This window comes from Olivibacter jilunii, from assembly GCF_900607235.1.
Taxonomy (GTDB): Bacteria; Bacteroidota; Bacteroidia; order Sphingobacteriales; family Sphingobacteriaceae; genus Olivibacter; species Olivibacter oleidegradans.
Window position 1 is genome coordinate 379,554 of the sequence record NZ_LR027853.1, and the last position, 24,420, is coordinate 403,973.

At 39.8% G+C, this 24,420-nt stretch carries 24 protein-coding genes, 1 tRNA gene and 1 other RNA gene; 9 read left to right on the forward strand and 17 right to left on the reverse strand.

Annotated features, from left to right (window positions below; all coding sequences use genetic code 11):
* Positions 1-29: 29 nt before the first annotated feature.
* The 4 genes from E0E36_RS19950 to E0E36_RS19965 form a co-directional block, all read right to left on the reverse strand.
* Complete coding sequence (locus E0E36_RS19950) at positions 30-575, reverse strand: RNA methyltransferase (RefSeq protein WP_130857457.1); 546 nt, start codon at positions 573-575, stop codon at positions 30-32.
* Between the two features lie 71 nt (positions 576-646).
* Positions 647-826, reverse strand: a complete 180-nt coding sequence (locus E0E36_RS19955) for a hypothetical protein (RefSeq protein ID WP_013666449.1) — start codon at positions 824-826, stop codon at positions 647-649.
* Positions 827-856: 30 nt separating this feature from the next.
* Positions 857-927, reverse strand: a tRNA-Cys gene (locus E0E36_RS19960).
* A 54-nt stretch (positions 928-981) separates the two neighbouring features.
* Positions 982-1,740: a TrmH family RNA methyltransferase gene (locus E0E36_RS19965; RefSeq protein WP_130857458.1), complete on the reverse strand. Its 759-nt coding sequence runs from the start codon at positions 1,738-1,740 to the stop codon at positions 982-984.
* Between the two features lie 35 nt (positions 1,741-1,775).
* Between E0E36_RS19965 and tamL the strand changes: the two genes are divergently transcribed.
* Positions 1,776-4,085 (forward strand): translocation and assembly module lipoprotein TamL, encoded by a 2,310-nt coding sequence (tamL, locus tag E0E36_RS19970; protein ID WP_446686258.1) that lies wholly within the window; start codon positions 1,776-1,778, stop codon positions 4,083-4,085.
* A gap of 126 nt (positions 4,086-4,211) precedes the next feature.
* Here the strand turns inward: tamL and E0E36_RS19975 are convergent, their stop codons facing one another.
* A complete protein-coding gene (locus E0E36_RS19975; RefSeq protein ID WP_041388341.1) occupies positions 4,212-4,760 on the reverse strand; it encodes a hypothetical protein in 549 nt (182 codons plus the stop codon).
* Positions 4,761-5,217: 457 nt separating this feature from the next.
* Between E0E36_RS19975 and E0E36_RS19980 the strand changes: the two genes are divergently transcribed.
* The 6 genes from E0E36_RS19980 to E0E36_RS20005 all read left to right on the forward strand — a co-directional run bounded on the left by E0E36_RS19980 (position 5,218) and on the right by E0E36_RS20005 (position 12,586).
* Entirely contained in the window at positions 5,218-7,311 is a 2,094-nt protein-coding gene (locus E0E36_RS19980) for a HEPN domain-containing protein (RefSeq protein ID WP_130857459.1), read from the forward strand.
* Positions 7,308-8,090 carry a uroporphyrinogen-III C-methyltransferase gene (cobA, locus tag E0E36_RS19985; RefSeq protein ID WP_013666454.1) on the forward strand — a complete coding sequence of 261 codons (783 nt, stop codon included), beginning with the start codon at positions 7,308-7,310 and terminating at the stop codon, positions 8,088-8,090. The genes E0E36_RS19980 and cobA overlap by 4 nt, the downstream gene beginning before the upstream one ends.
* A complete protein-coding gene (locus tag E0E36_RS19990) occupies positions 8,068-9,591 on the forward strand; it encodes a TSUP family transporter (protein WP_130857460.1) in 1,524 nt (507 codons plus the stop codon). The genes cobA and E0E36_RS19990 overlap by 23 nt, the downstream gene beginning before the upstream one ends.
* Positions 9,592-9,638: 47 nt before the next feature.
* Positions 9,639-10,340 carry a phosphoadenylyl-sulfate reductase gene (locus E0E36_RS19995; RefSeq protein WP_130857461.1) on the forward strand — a complete coding sequence of 234 codons (702 nt, stop codon included), beginning with the start codon at positions 9,639-9,641 and terminating at the stop codon, positions 10,338-10,340.
* 10 nt (positions 10,341-10,350) lie between these two features.
* Positions 10,351-11,256 carry a sulfate adenylyltransferase subunit CysD gene (gene cysD / locus E0E36_RS20000; RefSeq protein WP_041387458.1) on the forward strand — a complete coding sequence of 302 codons (906 nt, stop codon included), beginning with the start codon at positions 10,351-10,353 and terminating at the stop codon, positions 11,254-11,256.
* Between the two features lie 76 nt (positions 11,257-11,332).
* Positions 11,333-12,586, forward strand: coding sequence for a sulfate adenylyltransferase subunit 1 (locus E0E36_RS20005; protein WP_013666458.1), 1,254 nt, complete (start codon positions 11,333-11,335; stop codon positions 12,584-12,586).
* 79 nt (positions 12,587-12,665) lie between these two features.
* On the opposite strand, the gene E0E36_RS20010 is transcribed toward E0E36_RS20005, so the two are convergent.
* The 6 genes from E0E36_RS20010 to trxA form a co-directional block, all read right to left on the reverse strand.
* Positions 12,666-13,310: a porin family protein gene (locus tag E0E36_RS20010; protein ID WP_130857462.1), complete on the reverse strand. Its 645-nt coding sequence runs from the start codon at positions 13,308-13,310 to the stop codon at positions 12,666-12,668.
* Positions 13,311-13,475: 165 nt separating this feature from the next.
* A complete protein-coding gene (gene dinB / locus E0E36_RS20015; RefSeq protein WP_130857463.1) occupies positions 13,476-14,540 on the reverse strand; it encodes a DNA polymerase IV in 1,065 nt (354 codons plus the stop codon).
* A 16-nt stretch (positions 14,541-14,556) separates the two neighbouring features.
* The gene (locus E0E36_RS20020) at positions 14,557-14,925 is read right to left on the reverse strand and encodes a response regulator (RefSeq protein ID WP_013666461.1); all 369 of its coding nucleotides are present in this window, start codon (positions 14,923-14,925) and stop codon (positions 14,557-14,559) included.
* Between the two features lie 210 nt (positions 14,926-15,135).
* Positions 15,136-16,056, reverse strand: a complete 921-nt coding sequence (locus tag E0E36_RS20025; protein ID WP_130857464.1) for an aminoglycoside 6-adenylyltransferase — start codon at positions 16,054-16,056, stop codon at positions 15,136-15,138.
* Positions 16,057-16,142: 86 nt separating this feature from the next.
* Positions 16,143-16,520 carry a response regulator gene (locus tag E0E36_RS20030; RefSeq protein WP_130857465.1) on the reverse strand — a complete coding sequence of 126 codons (378 nt, stop codon included), beginning with the start codon at positions 16,518-16,520 and terminating at the stop codon, positions 16,143-16,145.
* Positions 16,521-16,532: 12 nt separating this feature from the next.
* On the reverse strand, positions 16,533-16,832 hold the full coding sequence (gene trxA, locus E0E36_RS20035) for a thioredoxin (RefSeq protein WP_013666464.1): 300 nt from the start codon (positions 16,830-16,832) through the stop codon (positions 16,533-16,535).
* A gap of 211 nt (positions 16,833-17,043) precedes the next feature.
* Between trxA and ssrA the strand changes: the two genes are divergently transcribed.
* Positions 17,044-17,410, forward strand: a transfer-messenger RNA (tmRNA) gene (gene ssrA / locus E0E36_RS20040).
* Positions 17,411-17,777: 367 nt separating this feature from the next.
* On the opposite strand, the gene E0E36_RS20045 is transcribed toward ssrA, so the two are convergent.
* The 5 genes from E0E36_RS20045 to E0E36_RS20065 form a co-directional block, all read right to left on the reverse strand.
* A complete protein-coding gene (locus tag E0E36_RS20045) occupies positions 17,778-18,548 on the reverse strand; it encodes a nucleotidyl transferase AbiEii/AbiGii toxin family protein (protein WP_130857466.1) in 771 nt (256 codons plus the stop codon).
* Complete coding sequence (locus tag E0E36_RS20050; RefSeq protein WP_130857467.1) at positions 18,548-18,832, reverse strand: DUF6922 domain-containing protein; 285 nt, start codon at positions 18,830-18,832, stop codon at positions 18,548-18,550. Before E0E36_RS20050 ends, E0E36_RS20045 begins: the two co-directional genes overlap by 1 nt.
* A gap of 724 nt (positions 18,833-19,556) precedes the next feature.
* Positions 19,557-20,609: a ribosome small subunit-dependent GTPase A gene (rsgA, locus tag E0E36_RS20055; protein WP_130857468.1), complete on the reverse strand. Its 1,053-nt coding sequence runs from the start codon at positions 20,607-20,609 to the stop codon at positions 19,557-19,559.
* 778 nt (positions 20,610-21,387) lie between these two features.
* A complete protein-coding gene (locus E0E36_RS20060) occupies positions 21,388-22,017 on the reverse strand; it encodes a response regulator (RefSeq protein WP_013666469.1) in 630 nt (209 codons plus the stop codon).
* 132 nt (positions 22,018-22,149) lie between these two features.
* On the reverse strand, positions 22,150-22,704 hold the full coding sequence (locus E0E36_RS20065; protein ID WP_130857469.1) for a hypothetical protein: 555 nt from the start codon (positions 22,702-22,704) through the stop codon (positions 22,150-22,152).
* A 153-nt stretch (positions 22,705-22,857) separates the two neighbouring features.
* Here E0E36_RS20065 and E0E36_RS20070 point away from each other — a divergent pair, with 153 nt between their 5' ends.
* On the forward strand, positions 22,858-23,577 hold the full coding sequence (locus E0E36_RS20070; RefSeq protein WP_130857470.1) for a LytR/AlgR family response regulator transcription factor: 720 nt from the start codon (positions 22,858-22,860) through the stop codon (positions 23,575-23,577).
* 61 nt (positions 23,578-23,638) lie between these two features.
* On the opposite strand, the gene E0E36_RS20075 is transcribed toward E0E36_RS20070, so the two are convergent.
* Positions 23,639-24,406 (reverse strand): carboxypeptidase-like regulatory domain-containing protein, encoded by a 768-nt coding sequence (locus E0E36_RS20075; RefSeq protein WP_130857471.1) that lies wholly within the window; start codon positions 24,404-24,406, stop codon positions 23,639-23,641.
* Between the last annotated feature and the right edge of the window lie 14 nt (positions 24,407-24,420).

Here is a 24,420-nt window from a genome sequence, read left to right on the forward strand (position 1 = left end):
ATTTTTTAATAGTAAAAGCGGCGATACTCCTAGGAGTCGCCGCTTTTTAGTTTTAGTTTCCGATAGAAATCCCATAAAACGATTCCCGCCGAAATGACAACATTAAAGGAGTGTTTGGTCCCGAATTGGGGGATTTCAACGCAATAATCGATCAGCTTCATTGCTTCTTCTGAAACACCATTTACTTCATTGCCGAAGATCAACGCATAGCTTTCGCCCGCTACCGGGATGAAACGATGCAGCATAGTGCTGCCTTCTGCCTGCTCTATGGCGATTATTTTTTTTCCTTCCTGTTTTAAATTAATTATCGCTTCCTCAATATTCTTTTCGTATTGCCAGGCCACAGATTGTGTAGCTCCTAAAGCTGTCTTTTCTATATCCCGATGGGGAGGGGTACCGGTAATTCCACAGAGAAGAATGCGTTCCACCGCAAAGCCATCAGATGTTCTAAAAACAGATCCTACATTATGTAGACTTCGCACACTATCAAGTATAACCGTTACTGGCAACTTATCTAATTGCTTGAATTCGTCAACACTGGGGCGCCCCAGTTCGTCCATTGATAATTTACGCATCCTTTGGTCTTATAAAGAAAAAAGACCTGAATAAAAATTCAGGTCTTTTTTAATATTTTGTTATTAGCCTCTTATTTGCTTTCTGCAGTAAGTTTATCTAAAACAGCATTATTTTTGGTGACTTGGCTATTTTTTGGCTCTTTCGATCTACTTCCAACTTCAATATTACGGCCAAGCTTTAAGAATTGTACCTCTAAACGTGATACGGTTTTATTTCTTCTATCTTTTCTTTTTAAGCGTGTAACTCCCATGGCTTTTATTCTTTAATAAATCTTTTAATGAGGTCGGAAGCGGATTCGAACCGCTGTAGGAGCTTTTGCAGAGCTCAGCCTAGCCACTCGGCCATCCGACCCTTTCCGTTTAGGCTTGCAAAAATAGTAAAATTATCTTTCTTTACTAATTTTTTTCAACTTTTATGCAAATTATCTTTTCTGCTTATTTCCGAACAACATATAGCGGCTGAAACTGCTACATTGAGCGATTCAGCGTTTCCGAAACTTGGAATCGTGATACGTTGTGTTTTATTGCTGATCAGATCGGGCGCAATACCGTTCCCTTCATTGCCTAAAATAATGAATCCCTCACTGCCGAAATCGGTTTCGTAAATGGATTGGCCGTCCAACACCGTCGCAAAACTCGGCAGCGTGACATCCTTAAGAAAAGCATGCAGGTCTGTGTAGTGTATAGAAACATGTGCTAAAGAACCCATGGTAGCCTGTACCACCTTTGGATTGAAACATTCTACAGTTTCTTCCGAACAGATAATATGTTTGATGCCGAACCAATCTGCCGTTCGGATAATCGTGCCTAGATTGCCGGGGTCTTGAATAGTATCTAATACTAGAGAAAATTGATCCCGTAATTCATCCTCCTGAACGGCAACTTCACTTGGCGTTTCTATTAATGCCACTATTCCCTGTGGCGTTTTCAGTGTGCTAATTGCCTCCAAATCACGTTCCGATATGGGATAATGTTTTATTTTCTCTCCGAAAATATCGATCTTTGGCCCTACTTTTGGAGTATAGTAAATACTATGTATTACATAATCTGAGTGAAAAAAATCCGTTATGGATTTAAAACCCTCTACAATAAAGAGACCATGTTCTTTTCTGAACTTTTTTTGATGTAAGGATTTAACAAATTGAAGCTGAGACTTTGAGAGCATCGCAATTATCTTACTTGTATTTTTTTGTATTCATAGTGCTCACATCACTATTTTTCTCGTCTTGCAGATCCACGAGATTGTTGAATGATGACCAGGCATTGGTTACAAAGGTAAAGTTAAATGGGATAAATAAAGAATTTAAAGAGGGTGCTGAAGCTTATGTTCAACGGGAAATCCGTCCGAACTCTAAGATAAATCTCTTCATTTATAATTTTGCAAACAGTAAAGGTGGAAAATATCGAACGGATAAAATTAGGAATGTCGGCGAACCTCCCAGTATACTAGACAGTTCCTTAGTTGAGATTTCCCGAAACCAAATCGAAAGGTTCCTGGTATCCAAGGGTTATTTTAATGCAGAAGTCAAAAGCCATATTTACGTGAGACGTAAAAAGGCAGAAATTGACTTCGACGTGAAGCAGGGAGGCGTTTTTAAGATCCGTTATATTGAGCATGAGATTGGTGATCCACAGGTTGATAAATTGTACAAACAACATATTGCACGCTTTCCTGTATTGCGACCGGGTATGCGCTTCGATGCAGATACTCTGGTAAAGGAGCGTGAGTCAATCTATAACCTTATGAAACATAATGGATATTACGATTATCTACGTCAATATGTTCGGTTTGAAGTGGATACCAATATGAACAGTAGCCAAGCTGATCTTAGGCTTTTCATCGATAATCCCGAGGGCAAGAGTGGGCACACTGTTTTTAAAATCGATAGTAGTTATGTCGTCATAAAAAACAGTGATGGAGAAGTCGGAATAAACAAACCGGATAGCACTCAGTTAGCTCATGGCTTGGAGGTAAAGGATTATACACAACGTTTTCGACCAAAGCCACTTGCACGGTACATTTATCCCAAAATTGGCGATATCTTCGACATCGAAAAGGAGAACCTGACTTATGATCGATTATATGAATTAAATAGCTTTAGGGGAATAAGAACCAGCTATAAGAAAAAAGACTCCACGCATCTCACTGTTCATTATGAGTTGACGCCCTTGAAGCGGATGTCTAACCGTGTGGAAGGTGAATATGTATTCACCTCGGGGCGGAGTGGTTTCAATATTGGTAATACTTATACGAATCGAAATTTATTCGGCGGTTCTGAGCAGCTTGAGATCAAAGCACGTTTTGGCGCTTTGTTCGATTCGCAACTCGGAGGTCCTTTGTGGAGCAGGATCTGGAACCGCGACTTACAGTTTGGCGCTAATTTATCCATTCCACGATTGATCGTTCCTTTTCGTATCCCGTTAGTAGGTAAAAATGGTATGCCTCATACGATTTTTTCAACCAACTGGCAGATATTTGATCAGTTGAATACCTATAGTAATCGCTATATTATTAATTCGATCTCCTATAACTGGTATGATACGAAATATAAACTGCACAGTGTTACGCCAATATCCCTCGAATATCGACTAGGACGATTAGACAACGCGTTCAAGGATTCCCTGCAGAATAATGGCTACGAACTTTATGTGAAGAGTAATGACCGTGCCTATTTTGGTATTGGCAGCCAATATACTTATACGTTCAATACTTTGCGGTTGAATACTTACGATAACTTTTTATATTTCCGGGGTGCATTGGATTTAAGTGGTAATACGCTTAACTTACTCAGTAAGATCATTAATTTTAAGAAGAATGATATCGGCCAAAATACCATATTGAATGTTCCGTATTTGCAATATGTTAAAACGGAGGTTGACTTTAGGATATATAGGCATCTAGGGGGAGAACGCCAGTTTGTGGCCCGCATAAACGCCGGTATAGGTGTTCCTTTTGGGAATAATTCAGAGTTCCTGATTTTCGAAAAGCAGTTTTTCGGGGGCGGGATGAATGATCAGCGTGCCTGGCAGGCGAGAACTTTAGGTCCCGGTAACTACAATCGGTCGATTTTAACAGAAGACTTGAGAAATCGACTCCGAAATCTTGATCAACTGGGAGAAATTAAGATTTTCAGCAATTTTGAATATCGGTTTAAGTTGTTGAATGATTTTTTTGGTGCTAAATTGAAAGGGGCAACCTTTACAGATATCGGTAATATTTGGCGATTAAAGGAGAGCGCTGAAAACCCTGGCGGTGAATTTAAGTTTAATAAGTTCTTGGGACAAATGGCCATTGGGGCGGGAGCCGGCTTACGGTTTGACCTGCAGTACTTTGTTTTCCGTTTTGACGCAGGTATTAAAGTCAAAGACCCACAATTCGAAGGCGCTGATCAATGGGTTATTACCGATTTATTCAACAGTCGCGAATTTAAACGAAACTATAAACTGACCAACGGACCGGATCCTTATAATTTTATCCAGTATAACTTTGGTATTGGTATGCCTTTTTAGGTATTAGTAGTAAGTTGTTAGGCGTTAGCTATCGGCGACGGAACGTTACTTTTGAAGTCCAGCACATAACAATAAAGAGACATAGATACTGTGCCCTGACAGCAATGTTACAAAGTAACACTTATATTAGAAAAAACTCCTTATCCCCGCAGATACCGTCTCAAAAAGACCTTCGAAACTCAGTCCTTTGTTATAATTGAAATAAGCAAAAGCCAGCAGCGCGACGATGGCCAACAAAATAAGCCTTTTATAAATAGTTGCTATAAATATTATGACAAGCGGAATCAACAATAAGAAAACCCAACTGATTTTAATTGGCTTTAGCCCGTCATCATTCTTCATGACATAATACAACTTACTATGCGTACCATGCTCATTTTGATGCTTAAGAAAGACAAAAGAAGATTTATCAATCTCTTGTGGAGAAATGGCGACCCCTCCGGAAAAATTAAGCTGCTGTTTAAATCCATTAATAACAAATAGGAACGTACCGTTAAGCTTATCTGTTGGTTCATCCAGCGAATCGCAGGCGATAATGGCTAATTTGTTATTTTTGATCAGATTCTCCTTAACAATAAAATTATCTAAATGATATCGTTGCTTTGCCGACACCAAATTTGTAAAGGAAAAGAAATAGATAGCACATAGCAATAAAATCGAGCTCTTTTGTTTCATCTGTTTCATTTGATACCACCCACCGCATTCTACATACAGGATTAGGCGCTCAAACTTAGATAAAATGCGCTTTATTTGCAACGACGAATCTAAGTATGTTGAGGTTATGGCCATTTTTTTGTGAAAGGTCGTATAATATAATGATGCGCTCTTTGTTAGGTTCTTCTCCGGGAAATGTTTAGTTTAGGGCTACGTAAATTAGCGATGCTGAATAACGTGTTCAGGGCACGCAATAAGTGCGCTGAATGTAAAAATTAAAAAAAAGTCGAAAATTAATACTACTAATACGGTATACTTTATATATTTGCTAAATGGAAATATTATCAAGTCGTTTCGATACTGTTTTTTGGCTTAACGATTTTTTAATGTTATTTAAGTTTTTTTGTGTTTTTAGCAATCGATTAGGTTGAGCATTTGACAAATGAACTCGACATCAACATTTAATAAGGGGTAAACGATGCAAAGTTTCAGAACGGAATTAGAGAATCCAGTAGTGGAGCAAGATATTATAGATCTTGAAAAGAAAATCCATGCCTTTAGACAAGGTTCTATTCATGACGAAAAGTTTAGAAGTCTCCGGCTTGCTAGAGGGATTTATGGACAACGCCAACCCGGTGTACAAATGGTACGCATAAAGCTTCCGTTTGGAAAAGTGACTTTTAAGCAATTTTTGAGAATAGCTGATATCGCCGACGAATATGGAAGTGGTAATTTGCATTTAACTACGCGTCAAGATATACAGATACACTACGTGAGTTTGGATCGGACGCCGGAGCTTTGGTCCAAATTGGCAGCCGATGATGTGACTATCCGTGAGGCTTGTGGTAATACCGTGCGAAATGTTACAGCCTCTCCTACAGCTGGTATCGATCCGGACGAACCTTTTGATGTTTCTCCTTACGCTTACGCTACTTTCGATTATTTTTTGAGAAACCCAATTTGTCAGGAAATGGGGCGCAAGTTTAAAATTGCCTTTTCATCCAGTGAAAAAGATACTGCATACAGTTATGTGCATGATGTCGGGTTGATACCTAAAATTGATCCAAGTGGCAAACGGGGCTTTAAAGTCGTTATAGGCGGTGGCTTAGGTGCACAACCTATTTTGGCGCATCTTATTTATGAGTTCTTGCCTGAGGATCAGTTGATTCCTTTCATTGAAGCTGTTATACGCGTGTTCGATCGGTATGGTGAACGCAATAACCGTAATAAGGCGAGAATGAAATACCTGATTCAAAAATTAGGCTTGGATGAAGTCTTACAGCTTATAGAAAAAGAAAAAATTGCCATCAAAGCTAAACAACTTCCAATAGATATTGATGCAGTAAAAGCACCGAATATTCCGGTGAATACAGTTTTAGAGGATGTATCGGACGCAGAGCGTCTTCAATATGAATACTGGTTAAAAACCAATGTATTTGAACAGAAACAGAAGGGGTACTATGGCGTATACATCAAAGTGCTTATTGGAGATATAAAAACGGATCTGGCAAGGGAATTCATTTCCTTGATTCAGCCCTTGGTAGCCGATGAAATCCGTATCACCCAAAATCAAGGCTTATTGCTGAAATACGTGCCTGAAGCGCATTTACCAGCTTTATTTCACGCATTGAATAAAATCGGCTTTGCTAAAATTGGTTTTGATTCGGTAGCGGATGTTACTACTTGTCCGGGTACGGATACCTGTAATTTGGGAATTTCCAATAGTATGACCTTGGCAACGGTATTGGAAGACCTCGTGTATGAGGAATACCCCGAGTTTGTCTTCAACAAGGACATCAAGATCAAAATCAGTGGCTGTATGAACTCCTGCGGACAGCACGGACTTGCCGAAATAGGATTTCACGGTAGTTCGTTAAAGGCAGCTGGAAAGGTGGTGCCTGCTGTACAGGTAATGCTTGGTGGGGGAACGGTAGGGGATGGTGTCGGACGTGCTGCTGAGCGCGTTATAAAGACGCCGTCAAAACGCGCTACAGACGTTTTAAGATCTTTACTGGATGATTATAAGGCAAATGCGGAAAAGGGGGAGCGATTTCAGCAATATTACGATCGCCAAGGGAAGGATTACTTTTATCAATTGTTGAAACCGCTGGCAGATCTTTCCAGCCTGAAAGAGGAGGAATTTGTAGACTGGGGGCATGAGGAAACCTTCAAGACGGCTATTGGGGTAGGCGAATGTGCGGGCGTGGTGATAGATTTAGTAGCGACCCTACTTTTGGAAGCAGAAGAGAAACTTAGCTGGGCTAACCAAGCCTTGGATAATGGCGCTTGGTCAGACGCCATTTACCATGCCTATAGCACCTTGATAAGTAGTGCAAAAGCGATGTTGTTGGATAAAGGAGTGAATAGCAGTACGCATATCGGTGTTATCAACGATTTTGATGCAAAATATGTGGACAGTGGTGAAATCGATCTTCCAACAAGCTTCGCGGAAATGGTGTTGAAAATTAATAAAGAAGAACCTTCTGCCAATTTTGCTCAGGCCTATTTTAAACAGGCCGAGGAATTTTTAAAACTAACGAGAACTAAACGAGAGACGGTATTACAATCATGAATGATATAAAAAAGAATAACGCACCTAGAATAACCTTGGTGGGTGCGGGGCCCGGCGATCCCGAACTGATCACCTTAAAAGGTTTAAAGGCTTTGCAAGGGGCGGATGTTGTACTGTATGATGCACTGGTTGGTGAAGAACTTTTGCAATTTATTCCACCAAACGCTACAAAGGTATATGTAGGGAAACGCTCAGGTGATCACAGCTACTCACAAGAGGTAGTAAATAGATTGATGGTGGACTATGCCTTGAATTTCGGGCACGTGGTACGACTAAAGGGAGGTGATTCTTTTGTTTTCGGACGAGGTTACGAAGAGCTTGAATTTGCTGCCGCTTACCGTATACCGGTAACTGTTATCCCTGGTATATCCAGCTCTATCGGTGTTCCGGGTCTGCAACATATTCCTGTTACGCATCGCGGACTGAGTGAAAGCTTTTGGGTGATTACCGGTACCACGTCTTCAGGAGAGGTTTCGCATGATGTCTATCAAGCGGCACAAACAAAGGCGACGGTAGTTGTACTCATGGGATTGAAGAAGCTCAAGGAAATCGTAGAAATTTTTAAAGCAGCGGGTAAGGACAAATTACCGGTGGCTATTATACAGAAAGGCTCAACGCAGGACGAAAAGTTGGTGGTAGGAAACGTGCATAACATCGTAGATAAAGCGCAACAGGAAACGATTACAGCTCCAGCTATATTGGTATTCGGAGAGGTGGTTTCTTTGCACCCATCATATAAATCGATTGTAAAGGAGTATGCCTCAGTTATTGGAGAATGATGCAGCCCTTTTAGCTGCAAGCAATGAAAACGCTATAGGAAATCAATTGTTTCCCGTTTTTTTAAAATTAAACGATTTGCACACCCTCGTAATCGGGGGTGGCCCTGTTGCATTGGAGAAATTACAGGCACTTCTTGGAAACAGTCCTCAGGTAAAAGTCAAGCTTGTAGCGAAAGAAATCATTCCGGAAGTATATCAATTTGCTGAAACGCACACACAACTTCAAATCTTCCAAAAGGCATTTGAGCCGACCGATATGGATGCCGTTCAGTTAATCGTGGCGGCCACAAACAACAATGAATTAAACGCAGAGATCAGAAAAGCTGCGCACGAACGGAAGCTTCTGGTCAACATAGCCGATAAACCATCGCTTTGTGATTTTTATCTTGGATCTGTCGTTAAAAAGGGAGATCTCAAAATAGCAATATCAACGAACGGTAAATCACCCACAATTGCTAAACGATTAAAAGAAGTACTAGCTGAAAGCATACCGGATGAAATTGACCAAACGCTTCAGCAAATGAGTGCTTTACGGGGGAAACTGAAAGGGGATTTTTCTGACAAAGTCAAAAAATTAAATGCAGTAACTGCGACGCTTGTTACATCGGAACCAACGGAAAGTGTTCGTCGGAATTTTAAGTGGCTTATCTGGTTGGCTATAATTTTTTCGATGACGATTGGTGTCTTGGTTTTTTGGCATAAAGAGCCGGAATTCCAATCATTTTTAATGGAGCTTGACCCTGTATTCTATTACTTTTTAGGAGCAGGCTTTGTCTTTGCTATGGTGGATGGTGCAATAGGAATGTCCTATGGAGTTACTTCCTCATCTTTTTCCCTGGCAATGGGCATACCGCCTGCACCGGCGAGTATGGGAATACACTTATCAGAAGTGCTTAGTAATGGTATTGCCGGATGGATGCATTACCGCATGGGCAATGTAAATTGGAAGCTTTTTAAGTTGCTGCTCATTCCCGGTGTGGTTGGAGCCGTGATTGGGGCTTATCTACTTTCATCCTTAGAGCATTACAGCGCATATACAAAACCTTTAGTAGCTTTGTATACCGGTATTTTAGGAGTAGTTATTCTAATGAAGGCCTTTAATATCAAGAAAAATAAAAAAAGAAAAAAAATTGAGCGTATTGGCTTACTGGGTTTCTTTGGAGGCTTTATTGATGCGGCATTTGGCGGAGGGTGGGGATCCATCGTACTATCCAACTTAATTGCAGGTGGCCGACATCCATTATTTTCTTTAGGAACGGTTAAGATCACGCGATTTTTTATCGCTATATTAAGCTCCCTTACCTTTATTTCCATGCTTGGGGGTGCTCATTGGGAAGCTGTTTTGGGATTGATTCTGGGAAGCGCACTGGCAGCACCTATTGCGGCTAAGGTTTCTAATAGGATATCGGCAAAAACAATTATGGTATTAGTTGGTGTCATTGTCCTGATCGTAAGCTTAAGAAATATTGTACTATTTCTGACGCATTTATTTGTTGGATAAAGTTTTAAGGAGGTTCAGAAAAAATAGCTGAACAAAAATAAATCAAAATGGACTTACACGATTTGAAAGAGAAGCTGAGGGGACTAGACATAGTTGGGTCGTTAACATTTTTGGCAAAAGAATTTAATGACAAAATTGTTTTTTCTACCAGCTTCGGTTGGGAAGACCAGGCTTTAACGCATATCATCTTCAGTAATAATATACCTATAAAAGTATTTACGCTGGAAACAGGGAGGTTATTTCCAGAGACCTATTATGTTTGGAATCGAACATTGGAAATTTATAATAAACCCATTCACGCCTTCTATCCTGACAAAAACTTGCTGGAAGAGATGGTGAGCACGAAAGGGCCCAGCAGTTTTTATGAGTCGGTTGAAAATCGGAAAGAATGCTGCTATATTCGCAAAATTGAACCGTTGAAGCGCGCTTTAGCAGGTAATGCTTGTTGGATTACCGGTATTCGGGCTGAGCAATCAGCTAATCGACAAGGAATGGATAACATCGAATGGGATGAAGGAAATCAGATCATTAAATTTCATCCTATTTTCGATTGGACTTTGGCTGATGTAAAGGCTTATATAAAAGAAAATCACATCGTTTACAACACCTTGCATGATAAGGGTTTTCCTAGCATTGGATGTGCCCCGTGTACCCGAGCAGTTAGAGAAGGAGAAGATTTCCGTGCGGGACGATGGTGGTGGGAAGATCAATCAAAGAAAGAATGCGGCCTACATGCCGCTCAATCATAATGTAATTAAAATGAGTAAAAACAGTTTAGATTATTTAGATCAGCTAGAAGCAGAGGCTATACATATTCTGAGAGAAGTGGCTGGTCAATTTGAAAAGCCTGCTCTCCTTTTTTCCGGTGGGAAAGATTCTATTACGTTGGTTCGTCTGGCTGAAAAGGCGTTTAGACCGGGGAAGTTTCCTTTCCCATTGGTACATATAGACACGGGCCATAATTTTGAAGAGACTATTATTTATCGCGATAAAATGATTGAGCGAATTGGCGAAAAGCTAATCGTCGGCTATGTACAAGATTCGATCGATGAAGGAAAGGTCATCGAACAAAAAGGAAAAAATGCCAGCCGTAATGCGCTTCAAACTGTAACACTGCTAGATACCATAGCGAAAAATGGTTTTGACGCCTGTATTGGTGGTGCTCGGAGAGATGAGGAAAAAGCACGTGCCAAGGAGCGTATATTTTCGGTTAGGGATGAGTTCGGACAATGGGACCCTAAACGACAACGCCCTGAATTATGGAATATTTACAATGGGAAAATTCACAAAGGCGAAAACGTCCGCGTATTTCCCATTAGTAACTGGACTGAATTGGATGTCTGGAATTACATCCGAAGGGAAGGAATAGAGCTTCCTTCTATATATTTCGCTCATGAGCGGGATTGTATTACACGCAATGGACAGTTGATGGCTGCTTCACCCTTTCTCAATATGGACGAGGAAGACAAGGTCGTCAGAAAACAAGTGCGTTTTCGTACGGTAGGAGATATGACTTGCACGGCGGCAGTGGAGTCGAGCGCAACCTTAATTGACGATATCATCGACGAGATCAGTCAATCGAAAATCAGTGAGCGTGGCGCCCGGATGGATGATAAAGTTTCTGAAGCCGCTATGGAAGATCGTAAAAAAGGCGGTTATTTTTAATGGTTGCCAATTGTAAGTATAGCAGATAAAGGAAATAAAAAAAGGTGCCAAAAGGTACTAAAATACAAAGAGAGAAATGAATATATTGAAATTCTTTACGGCTGGTAGCGTGGATGACGGCAAGAGTACGCTTATTGGACGGATGCTTTATGATACAGGCTCCATTTTGGCTGACCAACTGGAAGCATTGCAGAATTCTAAACGTAAAAATGACGATGGCAGTATCGATCTAGCCATATTGACCGATGGCTTACGGGCAGAGCGGGAGCAGGGTATTACGATTGATGTTGCCTATAAATACTTTCAGACAGAAAAACGTAAATTTATTATAGCCGATACGCCGGGCCATATACAGTATACTCGTAATATGGTGACGGGGGCATCTACCGCCGACTTAGCAATTATTCTAATTGATGCACGTAATGGCGTTGTGGAGCAGACCATTCGCCACTCTTACCTTGCGTCTTTATTGGGTATCAAACATTTAATTGTTTGTATCAATAAGATGGATATGGTTGACTATAGTGAAACGGTTTTCGATGCCATTATTTCAAAATACAAGGCACTGGCTCATCAATTAAATTTGCAACAGGTCAATTACATTCCCGTGAGCGCGCTTAAAGGAGATAATATCGTGCAAAAGTCTGAACACATGCCTTGGTATCAAGGAGAAAGTTTGTTAAATTATTTGGAAAACGTAGATGTCAGCCATGATTTAGATGTAGAATACGCGCGTCTGCCCGTACAATGGGTTATTAGGCCACAAACAGAAGAGCTTCATGATTACCGTGGCTATGCCGGTAAAGTTGCCAGCGGGACCTTTAAAGTGCATGATGAAGTAACAGTGTTGCCCTCGGGATCGAAGTCGACAATCACTAAAATCGAACAGCTTGATAAAAACCTAAACGAGGCCTTTGCCGGTCAATCGGTAACCATTCATTTAAAAGATGATATTGATATCAGCAGAGGGGATGTCATTGTAAACAGCGACAGTTTACCTTATCAATCACAGACCGTAGAAGCCGATTTATGTTGGATGGATACAAGACCTTTAGACCTGTCGTTAACCTATCTTATACAACACAATAGTAAATTATCTCGTTGTAAAGTTCAAGAAATCGTCTACAATGTAGATATTAACACACTGGAAAAACATAGTGCTGACGAATTTAAGTTGAACGATATTGGTCGGGTACGGTTGAAAACCGCTGATGTACTTCCATTTGATTTATATGATGACAACAAAGCAAATGGAGCAGCCATATTGATTGATAGTCGAACCAACTTGACGGTCGGAGCGCTTATGTTCCGCGTGGCGCTTGACTATTAAACAATCTTATGTTTATTTAATATAAAAAGAAAACGCTATCGAACTTCGATAGCGTTTTCTTTAGAAGAGAATGTTCGGTTTAGATTCTAAATCCTAAACCAACAGTCCAAACGCGATTGGTTTGCTTCATATCTGTTCCTTCGAATCGTGCGTTTAAGTTAGTCAATCCTAAGCCATAACCACCATGGATCATTAAGCCGTTGGTAAACTCAAACCCGCCGATGAAGTTCAAACCAAAATCAGTTGATTTCAATGCACCGTCGCCTCCGAATTCAAAATCAGGAATGTCTGTTTCCGAAGAGCCGCCATTGTTAGATTCCCATTTGTTCTTACCTGAAATACCAAAAGCGATGTAAGGACCAGCCCCAAGGAAGAAGCTACCTGCATCAGCAGTTGGAAATTTAGCCACAAAGTTTACTGGCACTTCTATCCACATAGTATTCTGTTTGTAAGAGCCAAATTGATTTTCTTCAAGTTTTCCGCCTTTTCCTTGTAAAGAGATACCAGGCTGTACATAAAACCAATCAGTCGCAATAGGCGCATCCAAAAAAGCAGTTATATGGAAATTGGTCGTTGAACCGGTAGATGATACACTTTCTCCATTGTTGGAGAAATTGTACTTAGGAAAGTTAACACCTGCTTTTAAACCAAAGCCCATTTCCTGTTGAGCAAATGCTCCTGTTGCAAAAAGTAAAGCTGTAATCGATAATAATAACTTTTTCATGATTTTCTTATTTTTTAACTTTTTATTGTTGTTAGTCAAATTACAATAGCTAAGCCAAAAAATGCAACTATCTGTAAATAAGCTTTTTAAATTTTATTTAATTTTTTGAACAGCTGTACTTATTTTTAGACAGTGATCTTAATGTTAGAAAAATCTGACGAGCTTTTAGAACAATGAGAGCTGATTGTCTTCCGATTTAGCAATGTTAAAATTGGATACAGTTAGCCCCAGCAGCCTTATAGGTTTGCCGTCTATGGGTGCTGCTTTTAAAAGGTCAAGTCCAAAGGCTTCCACTTGGTCCAGATGGATGAGATTGGAATGGGTGTAATTGCGGGTAATTTGTTTGAAATCAGCAAATTTAATTTTAAGTGTCAAGGTGCTGCCCAGTACTTGTTTTGCCTCCAATCTCTTAACCACCCGTTGCGCGATCAGTTTTAGTTCCGTCATGAGTTCCTGTTCTTCCATTAAGTCGCTTGTAAAGGTATCCTCGGCACCAATTGATTTAAGCTCCCGAAAAGTTTGAACGGGACGTTCATCTATTCCGCGGACAATATCGTAGTAGAAATTACCTACCTTTCCAAAGAGATTCAGTAGATGGTCCCTTGATAACTTTTTTAAATCGGCTCCTTTATAGATTTGCAAACTATTCATCTTTTTTGCCGTCACTTTACCGATTCCGTAAAATTTTTGAATTGGCAAGGCTTCTATGAACGCTTCGATTCTTGACGGACCGATAAAAGTAAGCCCGTCGGGTTTATTCATATCCGACGCTATTTTAGCAACAAATTTATTCGTGGATACACCTGCCGAAGCTGTAAGATGAAGTTCGGTTCTAATAGCATTCTTTATTTCCTTCGCAATTTCTATTGCAGAGCCAATTCCCAGTTTATCTTCGCTGACATCTAAATAAGCCTCGTCAAGGGATAAAGGTTCAATAATATCGGTATAGCGATGAAATATTGATCGTATTTGATTGGAAACAGATTTATAGACTTCGAATCTCGGGCGTACAAACAAGACCTGTGGACAGAGTTGTTGCGCCTTTCGGGAAGACATCGCCGAGTGTATACCATAGGCCCTCGCTTCGTAGCTGGCGGTAGCTACCACACCACGCTGATCCGGTTGTCCGCCAACAACAATGGGAATGCCTCTATATGTTGGATTATCCCGTTGTTCTACCGATGCATAAAATGCATCCATATCTACATGAATAATCTTACGGAACGACATAAATACAAGTGAAGTGTTATGCCTTTTTCTGCAACAATGAAAGGGCTAAGTTTTCTAATTCGTCCAGATCAAACGGTTTTCTAAGATAACTGTCGGCACCTGCTTCTTCCGCCAAAGTAGGTAAATTGCTATTAGCCGAAAATATAATAACCGGAATATCTTTTAAATGGGAGGTGGCTTTTAAGGTTTGCGTTCCTTTTACACCGCCCAGTCCAGGTATCCAGTTGTCTATTAAGATGATGTCCGGATTAGCCTTTTCTACCTGTTCGATAATATCCTTGCTGTGAGGAGATGATATAACCTCAAAATCTAAGTTCTCGAATACCACAGAGCAGAAGTAAAGGATATCCTCGTCATCATCAAGAATCAGTATCTTGTTCCGCATTCTCTTTTCTTATTGCTTTTTACAAAAATACTTTTTTCATGTTAAGCACCTAAATTTTCTACTAATATTTTACGCAACATCCCATAGGGTTTGAATGGGTGTGCATCCAAATCAGAAGTAAATACCTATTTTTATGACAGAAACATCTGTCTGGCTTACAATGCTGCAACCTAGACAAGGCGCCTTTCTTTGAGTTGAATTTATATTTCTCTAGTCTTGATGCTCACTATAAATACGCATGGCATTTTTTGGCAACTGTTGCACATGCAGTAAATATTTGGTTACATTTTGATCCCAATCCCTACGGTAGTTATATCCTAATTGTTGAGCTACATACGTTGCAACTTCCCTAAATAGCTCGATTGTCTTATAGAGGGCAATCCAAGTATTATCTAAATGTGCATCTGAGTAAGTGGCTAAGAACTTTTTATATACTTCCCCTTCTAGGTATCGCTCATAGAATTTGCCAAATTTACCCGGATTAACCGTGAAATCGTGACGACATCCAATATACCAGTCCATCATCTGCATCAAAGCAGCATGGATCACTTGGCTGAATAATTCTTTAACCAGTACCAATTCACCACGCCATAAGCCTTTAGCTAAGCCGGCAGTGGTGTACCAAAATTCATTGCAGCAATCTTCAAACGAACGTGCCGAAGGCTTTTTTACTATATAGCTGGCATCACTAGCAGGAGGGAGTGGCCTTTCTTTGAAAAGGCCGTTTTTGTCCCAAATTACCTTACAAAGACTATCGTTCGTAAAATGGTGCAAACGTTCGAGCGGCACGATGGTTAAATCAATGCGATTACCATCTTTAAATTGCAATAAATAAGAAAATGCGCCAGCCATCTCAGGCGTTGGTGGGTATAATTCCATGTCTTCCGGTATTTGCATAATCATAAGCTCGCCAAATACCTCCAACCAATCTGCATTTAGGTAACGTGGTTCAAGACTTTCAACTACGTAAATAATGTCGTAATCCTGAAATATATCCTTGCTTACATTGGGATTTGATCGAGAACCATCTTGTAAAACGCCGAGGATCTTTGTGTCTTTTGCCGCAACGCGCAAAATTAATTCCATCATTTCGCTTTCGCTTCTGCTAATTACAGGTTTGTTTGTCGTCATATAAGAACATTCTTTATTACTTTACTTTGCAAGATTGATTTCATGAAATGCTTATAAAGCATTATAGGCTTTGTTTCCGTAAGACTTCAAGGTTTTATGCTTTTTTTTTGCAAGAGCGATAAAGCTAAGTCTTCCAGTTCGCTTAAGTCAAATGGCTTTTTCAAGTAGTTGTTTGCTCCCGCCTCTTCCGCCAAACTAGGTAGGTTACTGCTAGCAGAGAATAAAATAACTGGTATATTCTTTAAATGGGGTGTATTTTTTAGTATTTGTGTTGCTTTTACGCCCCCCATACCCGGTATCCAATTATCAATTAAGACTATATCTGGAGCTGCCTGTTCTACTTGTGTGATAATATCCTTACTGTGAGGAGACGATATTACCTCAAAGTTCAGGCCCTCAAATACGACAGAGCAAAAATATAATATATCCTCATCGTCGTCGAGAATTAATATCCTGTTCCTCATTATTTTATGTGCTTATGACGCGTAGCTGTCGATGATTTGTGCTAGTTGATTTTGTGGCACTACGCCGCTTTGTCGCCATTTAATCTCCCCTTCTTTAAAAAGAATCAGTGTGGGAACGCCTCGAACTTGATAATTAGACGCGGCTTTCGGATTTTTATCTACATCAACTTTTAGTATGGTGACTTTATCACCAAATTGCGATTTGACTTCATCTAATATCGGGGCCATTATCTTGCAGGGACCACACCATTCTGCAAAAAAGTCAACCAGTACGGGGGTTTTTCCTTTGATGATTTCGGAGAATGTTGCCATTGTATATTAGTTAATATAACTACTAATCTAATAAAAAAATGGATAAATCTAAGAAAAATTGCAAAATAAACTTGTGAAATATAGAATCGTTCAGTTAAAATATAGCTTGGGTCTTTATGGTTGATTTAATGTAAATAGACGGGGAGGGGGGACGCACGAAGGCTTGATAGAAAGCAAAATTTTTTATATCTTTGTAGGCTATATATTACATGGGGTCGACCGGAATTGACAGGATGGAGACGGTTATGTAAGCATGCAGTGCGTTGTTAGTCTAGCACTATAATCTGAACTTTCAACCTTATAAATGGCGAAAATAACTACGCCTTAGCTGCCTAATTTAGAATTAGCATAGCTTTTGTTCCGTTGCAGTCTGCTTCGTGCTGTAACATCGGGAGCATCGATCAACGAAGCTAGCTGACTTAGCGGCACGATGAGTTGGCGAAATTAAGTGCCTACGGAAACTGGTATAGGTAAGCGACCGACCTTCCACTTCCCGACAATTAAACGGAAGCTAAGCATGTAGAAAGCATATACAGTACCATGTTTGGACGAGGGTTCGAATCCCTCCGGCTCCACAAATTAGTAAACAAAACGCGTCAAAACCCTATAAATAGTGCTATTTATAGGGTTTTTGCATTTATAAGCCTTCCCGATCATTCTATATTTCCCAATTGCAGCGAGACCCTAATTCTGAAAATTTAGGGTCTCGCTAAACCTCACAAAAACATAACTATAAATTAGTTATGTAAACGGTTCAAAATCTAAACATCTTGATTTTGAAAGCAAAAGGAAATAATTTGAATAACATAAAACACCACAACAATGAAGGCAAACTTATCCGTTCACATGTTGAAAAGTCGTGACTAATTCACTTGAGACGACACCTAGTTTCTTCTTCTGTCTTCTGTAAGCTTATACTAGCCGATTACTGGAAAGATTTATATTTTATTCAACATCTGATGATGCTGGTCCTGGAAAAGCTATGTTTAATTGGCCGAAAAGAACGCGAACTTTCTTTCGCCAGCTTGATCGTGCTATGGGCCAACTTTTTTGGTCTTTTACAATATCTACTCTATTTTGGGAATGGTGAGGTCTTAACTTATTGTCTTGAGCGTTGCCTTCATCAAACTTCAACAAAGTTAAAGGATCATCTAAAGGGCTTATTTCGCCATCGAGGTCAAAAATATTTTTATGCAACTCTTCTGAAAATAAAGACCGCTTTTTATTAAGTTGTTCATACAAATACGCTAAAGTAAATTTTTCAGTTAGAAGATCTAAGTCATAGACATCTTTCTGGGTGGCACGATTTGCTGCAGACATCATCTTAAATAATGCAATATCTAGTTCCGATACCAATTTAATATCGTCCAATTCTTCGATATCACCCATCATTTTCATGTTCTGAAGAACTTCTACCTTGATGGTTTCCCCATCACATATGATAAAAAACCGAAGAAAAATATACTGATCGTCTATTTCGCATGGATACTGGGTGCCAAATACACGCGCACCATAAAAATCCATGACATCTTTTTTGATTTTTTCATAACCTGCTTTTCCAATAATATGAGGAAAAAAGATATCGATGTCTGTAGAGATACGATGGTTATAACGAAGAGCCAAATTAGTGCCACCGCCTAAGGCAGAACCCTTAATGCTTTCGAAAGACTGTAATTCACGAATTGTCTTTAATAAACCGGGAGAGATGGCAGACATTATTGATAACGTAAAAACTGCTTCACATGATAACGACGAGCGACAAGTTTACACACCTCATTACTTATACGTTCTTTTGTGCTTTGCAATTCCTTAACGATTTGAACTTTGCTATATAACTTCTCCAAAGGTTGGATATCTTTAGCAAATGTTTCAGCGGTTGTAGCAATTAAAGCTCTAGGGATAATAAAATCACTATCATCCTGAATATCTAAATTCTTTGGATCGACATCCCAAAATAAATGTTTGGGCAGGATTCGTGATATATCCTTTCTAGCGCTCATTATGCAAATTTACCATATAACAAAATCAAAAAAAAATATTTTAAAATAAATTTGCGATAAAAGTATATGCTAAGAAGTCTTTAAACAGTGTTCTTATTATTCCTCCGGTCGGTTCACGCCTTTCGTTCGTACCTCACTCCAGGCATTCACTCACCTCTGGAAGCCCACAGCAAGCGTATTCCCTCAATCAACCGTCCCTAATGATTTGGAATGTCAATTTCGCTCATGTCGTCCAGCACTTCAAAAACTCGAGTTGGGGTTTAGTAAGATGTTCTGATATGTAAACGCTGTCTGTCATATTACCTTTTGTGGTATGATAAGACCTAAAAATTGGGTCTTATCACACCACGATTGATAAAGACAGAAAACAAATGCAGAAAAAACAACAGTTCTTATCCTACAAGAAGCTATAAAGCTAATACTATATTCCGCACTTTTTTAAAGAAAAGGAGTATCTCTACTTGGCACGAAGATCGTACATAAATCCGCGTAATCACTATTCATATTAAGTTTTTATATGCCAAAAAGGATAGGGTTCATCCCTTTTGCAAACAACTACATAGATTCACCTTCTCGATAAATACTTTATGGATTTTACCCCTTCGGACATAAAACTAATTCGTAATCTTTCAAAGGCCGGGAAGATCGTTTTACACATAAGGAAGCTTGGCTAATCCAGGTGTTGTATTTACAGTAGAAACACCTGGATTTAATCATCAGAAAATTAACGTTTTTTTATCCTCTTAGCCTCATCTGAAATTCTAGCAAAAGATTTGGCTCTTTTACGCTTTTCATATTCAGAAGTCGAAAAATGCCAAGATTCTTTTCGCAATTTGAGATAACTATTGTACACTTCCGGTTCTAAAATGCCACTGTTTACAGCTTCAACAACGGCGCACCCGGGTTCATCGATATGCATACAATTCTTAAAACGGCAGGATTCTGCAAAAGCAGAAACATCGAGCATATCTGCTAATGCCTCAGCATTGTCTGAGGCTAAGCCGAATTCTCTTACACCGGGTGTGTCTATTAGAATGCCACTATCATCCATCAAGACCATCTCTCTTCGTGTTGAGGTATGTCTTCCTTTACCTGAGGACTTGCTTATTTCAGATGTTAAAAATACCGTCCGTTCACACAGTGCATTAATTAATGAACTTTTTCCAACGCCCGACGATCCTACCAATACAATCGACTCTCCCTGGCTGACAAATTTTCGTATAGGAAGGATTGTTTCGGGAGAAAGAATACTCGTGAAAAATACCGGTATCTGGCGATCAATATGTTTCAGCGACTCATTGACTTGGTGACGATTGAATTCCAAATCAGATTTAGTGAGTATTAATATCGGCTGTATGTTTTCTTCTAATACCTGAAACATAAAGCGCTCCATTCGGCGAACGCTGAAATTGGCATCAAGGCTTTGTACAATAAATGCCTTATCGATATGGGATGCAATGGCCTGTCTTTCAGATACGGTTCCGCTCTTTCTTCGGTACAGGGTATGTTTACGTGGTAAAATATCAACGATTATTCCTTTGTTATCGTCAAAGGGTTGAAAAATAATCCAATCGCCCGTACAGGGAAGTTCAAATGATGACCTTCCATAAAGCACATTACCGCTTAGTTCGCATAATAGTACACCATGCTCGGCGATAACTTCGTAATTGGTCTTGTTTACTGCCGAAACGCGGCCATGAAAAAGATGTTTATATGCTGAATTTTGTTTTAGTTGGAATAAATTGTCGTTCCAACCATATAATGATAAGTTATTCACTACCTTAATAATTTAAAATGATGAAATAAAATTGCTTAATTCTCTATCATCCGAACGGTTTGCAACATATAAATCACCCTTGGTAATATAGGAATTACCAAGTCAGCGATTTTAGAAACAAGCCCTCGGAATTAGGCAATCATTCCAACCACCAAATTATAATATGTGAATAGCTGTTTTTGCATAAGTTACAAAGATACAAAAGATTAATTCAACGTCCACTATGATTAGGACGAATATTAAAAGAAATGCCGGCATCGGCAATCAACTTTTGTGAGACGCTTTTTTGACAGCACCGCAAATAATAGAAAAAGATAGCCCCTCCAAAACGCTTATGGGAAGCGCGGAGGGGCTCAACCTAAACCTATTTATCATAAAAGTACTAGATGAATCAGATGATTGCAAGAAACGTTCTAGGCATTCCGCTAATTGTTACCCGATTTCCCAATGGATGAGAAAAAGTGATCTATCCTAATGCTTGTTACCCTTCTCCTAAATTGTGGTACACGGAAAAACCAAAATAATAAAAGGCTGATTTTGCAATGCAAACCAGCCTTTTCTTGGAACTCTATTATTATGTTGTCAAATCATTCCAAATATAGAAGTAGTATGTTAAGCCGATATTATGAATAAATTATCTATTCTATGTCTGGCAAAAAGAGATCACAGAAAACTGCCTTAATACGCATAATACAATAATACCTAGACATCGTAAGTAGTAAAGGTAGAAAAGAGTGTCACTACGGATAAATGCGCTGCGATCGACTTTAGCCGACAGTTAGATCAGTCCACGTAAATAGGCCTCTTTAATGAGGCCCGCCATTGTTTTTACATTGAGTTTCTGATTAAGACTATGGCGATGTGATTCAACGGTTCGGATGCTTAAAAAAAGTTTATCGGCGATCTCCTGGTTAGAATACTCATTCGCTATCAAAGCGAGAATTTCTTGCTCTCGGCTTGTCAGTTTTACCGCTACGGTTGTTCGCTTGCCTGAGATTGTTTGATTTACAACAGCTATTTCAACCTGTTTGTCAATAAATTGTTGGCCCTGAGATACCATTTTGATAGCTGTGATCAGCGTGTTTTTGTCGGTCCCCTTTAATAGATATCCTTGCGCACCATTACGCATCATTTTCTTTATATAAACGACTTCATCGTGGTTGGTAAGTGCTATAATTCGGATACTTGGAAATTGCTTTTGCAGCAACGTGCATAAATCAAGTCCGTTAACATCGGGCAGTTCAATATCTAATAAGAGTACATGTGGTACTTGCTGCGTTAAGGCTTCCATTAATTCTTGAGCCGTTCCGGCCGTAAAAATTAGTTGACAGTCTTTCTGTTCGCTTAACATATGAGCCAAGCCACTGATGATAAGGGCATGATCATCCACAATTCCAACGTTAATCATCTTATAGTATTTTCTTGTAGGCAAAATAACAAAAAAAGCGGAGTATATAGGTTTAGCGCGGCCACCTTCGTTTAAACAACGACTAGCGTATTGTTGATGTTAGTCGTTGTATTGGCGAATGTACCTTAGTATTTAAACCTTCTTAGCAACATAGGTGGTTCGTATAGTATGCTTTCCCTTGCTCGATTGGTGAGTGGAAACAAAGGTGATTTTATTGGGAGTAATAGTTTCAAGTTTGCCCTCAATGGGTTTGCTGCCGTCATATCGCTCCATAATCAGTGTTTTCGTGGACGGGTTATAAGCCCAGGTCCCGGTTTCTTCGACCTTGCCTTCGTCTTCTTCGCAGGAGGTAGCGCCTCTGTGGGTGATGATAAATCCATCTGCACGAAATAGATCCGCATCATCGCGCTCGCAAGGCCTTATTAAGATCATTAAGTCTGTATCCAACTTGCCATCAGCATTCAGGTCGATGGCTGGCTGAATGCTTGCGGCCTGCATGGTCCAGTGCTGATTACCAAAGGGTGATTCCTCGACTATTGTTGTTGTGGCTGCCGGTCTACCAGCCGCTGAACATACCATGATGGCCGCCGCCAATGATATTGATCGTAAAGTGTTTTTATGGTTCATTTCTGTTCTTTTTTCTTCCACAAAATTAATGGTAATGGTAGCTTGAATTTTCGGGTGCATTACCGATTAACGGATTTAAGTAGTACTACTGAATTCTTCTTCTCCGCAATAGTGCGCTAAAATTCACCAACTCCTTGTACTAGTTTTGGGCAACGACATATAGGCTGTCGAAAGGTTATTCCCTTTAGTTTTTGCATAGAAATAATATTAAATATGAATAAAACGATTTTAATCGCTGACGGAGAGTCTCGTTACCGGGAATTGATCCGTCAACACATCAACAGTCGTCCAGGATTCCGCGTGGTAGGAGAATGTCGCAATCGATGTGAAACTATACGATATGTAAATGCCTTGGAACCTGACGTGCTCTTCTTGGATATTCAGTTGAGTGAGGCTAACGATACTGATTTTTTGCAAACTACGTCTCATCTGCCAAAGGTAATTTACACAGCGGCTATCGATAGTGGAGTCAGTCAGCTAGCAAATAGGAGAGATTCGACGTTTCTTTTAAAACCTTATAATGACAAACAACTCGATACGGCCTTGCAGATCGTTAGCACGGTACCTGCTTTTGAAGGCCTAACACACCAAGCGGTGCTTTGGGCTGATCGTCCGAAAAGCATTTTGGCTGAAGAAGGGGGAAGATTGAAAAGAGTTTCCTTACGTGATGTCTGCTATTTAAAAGCAGCTGGCGATTACACCGTGATTCATTGCGCGATGAAACAATATTTAAGCTCTTCTGGTATTGGTGCGATTGAAAAAAGGTTGGATCCGTCGTTGTTTATCCGCGTACATCGTTCATTTATAATTAATATTGAACACCTTGATGCTTGCTATCGGGATATTGGTAGATGGTATTTAACAATGGAAGACGGCCGGCAGATAAACGTGGGCAAACATTATCAGGAAAATATGAAACAACTTATTTTATAATAACCATGGAATATTTTGTGGATAACGAAGACTACTATGGCTATTGTTTGGGAGCCAATCATCAAGGCTCCCAATAATATTCTATTTTAGCACAATTGTCACATTGTGAGGTCACTTGAGGAAGGAAATCGAGGTGGTAGGTCTCTTGAAATTCCTGCTCGGAGTTCCACGTTCTGAACTTCAACGATTTTCCCTGATAGCGGGCTGTTAATTGGTACTTGCCAATAGGAACATCTAAAATGCGATGGTTATCTTTACTTATGCGATGAAGGATTTTACCTTCACTTCCGTCAATGAGCGGCGTGAGTGGTGTAAATATGAAATCGATCTCCTTTACATTGATGTAGACTCCTGGGAAGCTGTCAATTGTTACTAATCCTCCATAATAACCAGATAGTGGCTGTGGCATGTCGCCCGATAATTTCCAAACAAAATTACGAACGGCTCCTTCATTCCCGAAACCACCTGCGTTTTCAGGATGGAGATAAAAAGTAAAATTTTTACCATTATATTTAGCTGTGTGTTGTGCAAACGCGTACCAAGATCCGGCTGGTACTTTTATTTTGTATTTTCCCTCGTCATCGGTAATTGTACTGAGATCCGAATTAAAAAAGATACTGTGATCAATTAGCACGCGAACGCCTTCCATCGGAATACCCCTATCATTTTTTATAGTTCCACTAACATAACCCGTTTCAGGTGCCTTCGAGTCACTATCGTCTAATGACCCTAAATTATTTTCTTTCGTACATCCAATTGCTAGGCTCAGTATAACAGTTAGCAGTAAAAGGGCGGCGCAAAGCTTGCGGTAATTCAGTTTATATTTCATGGTGATTTAAATTA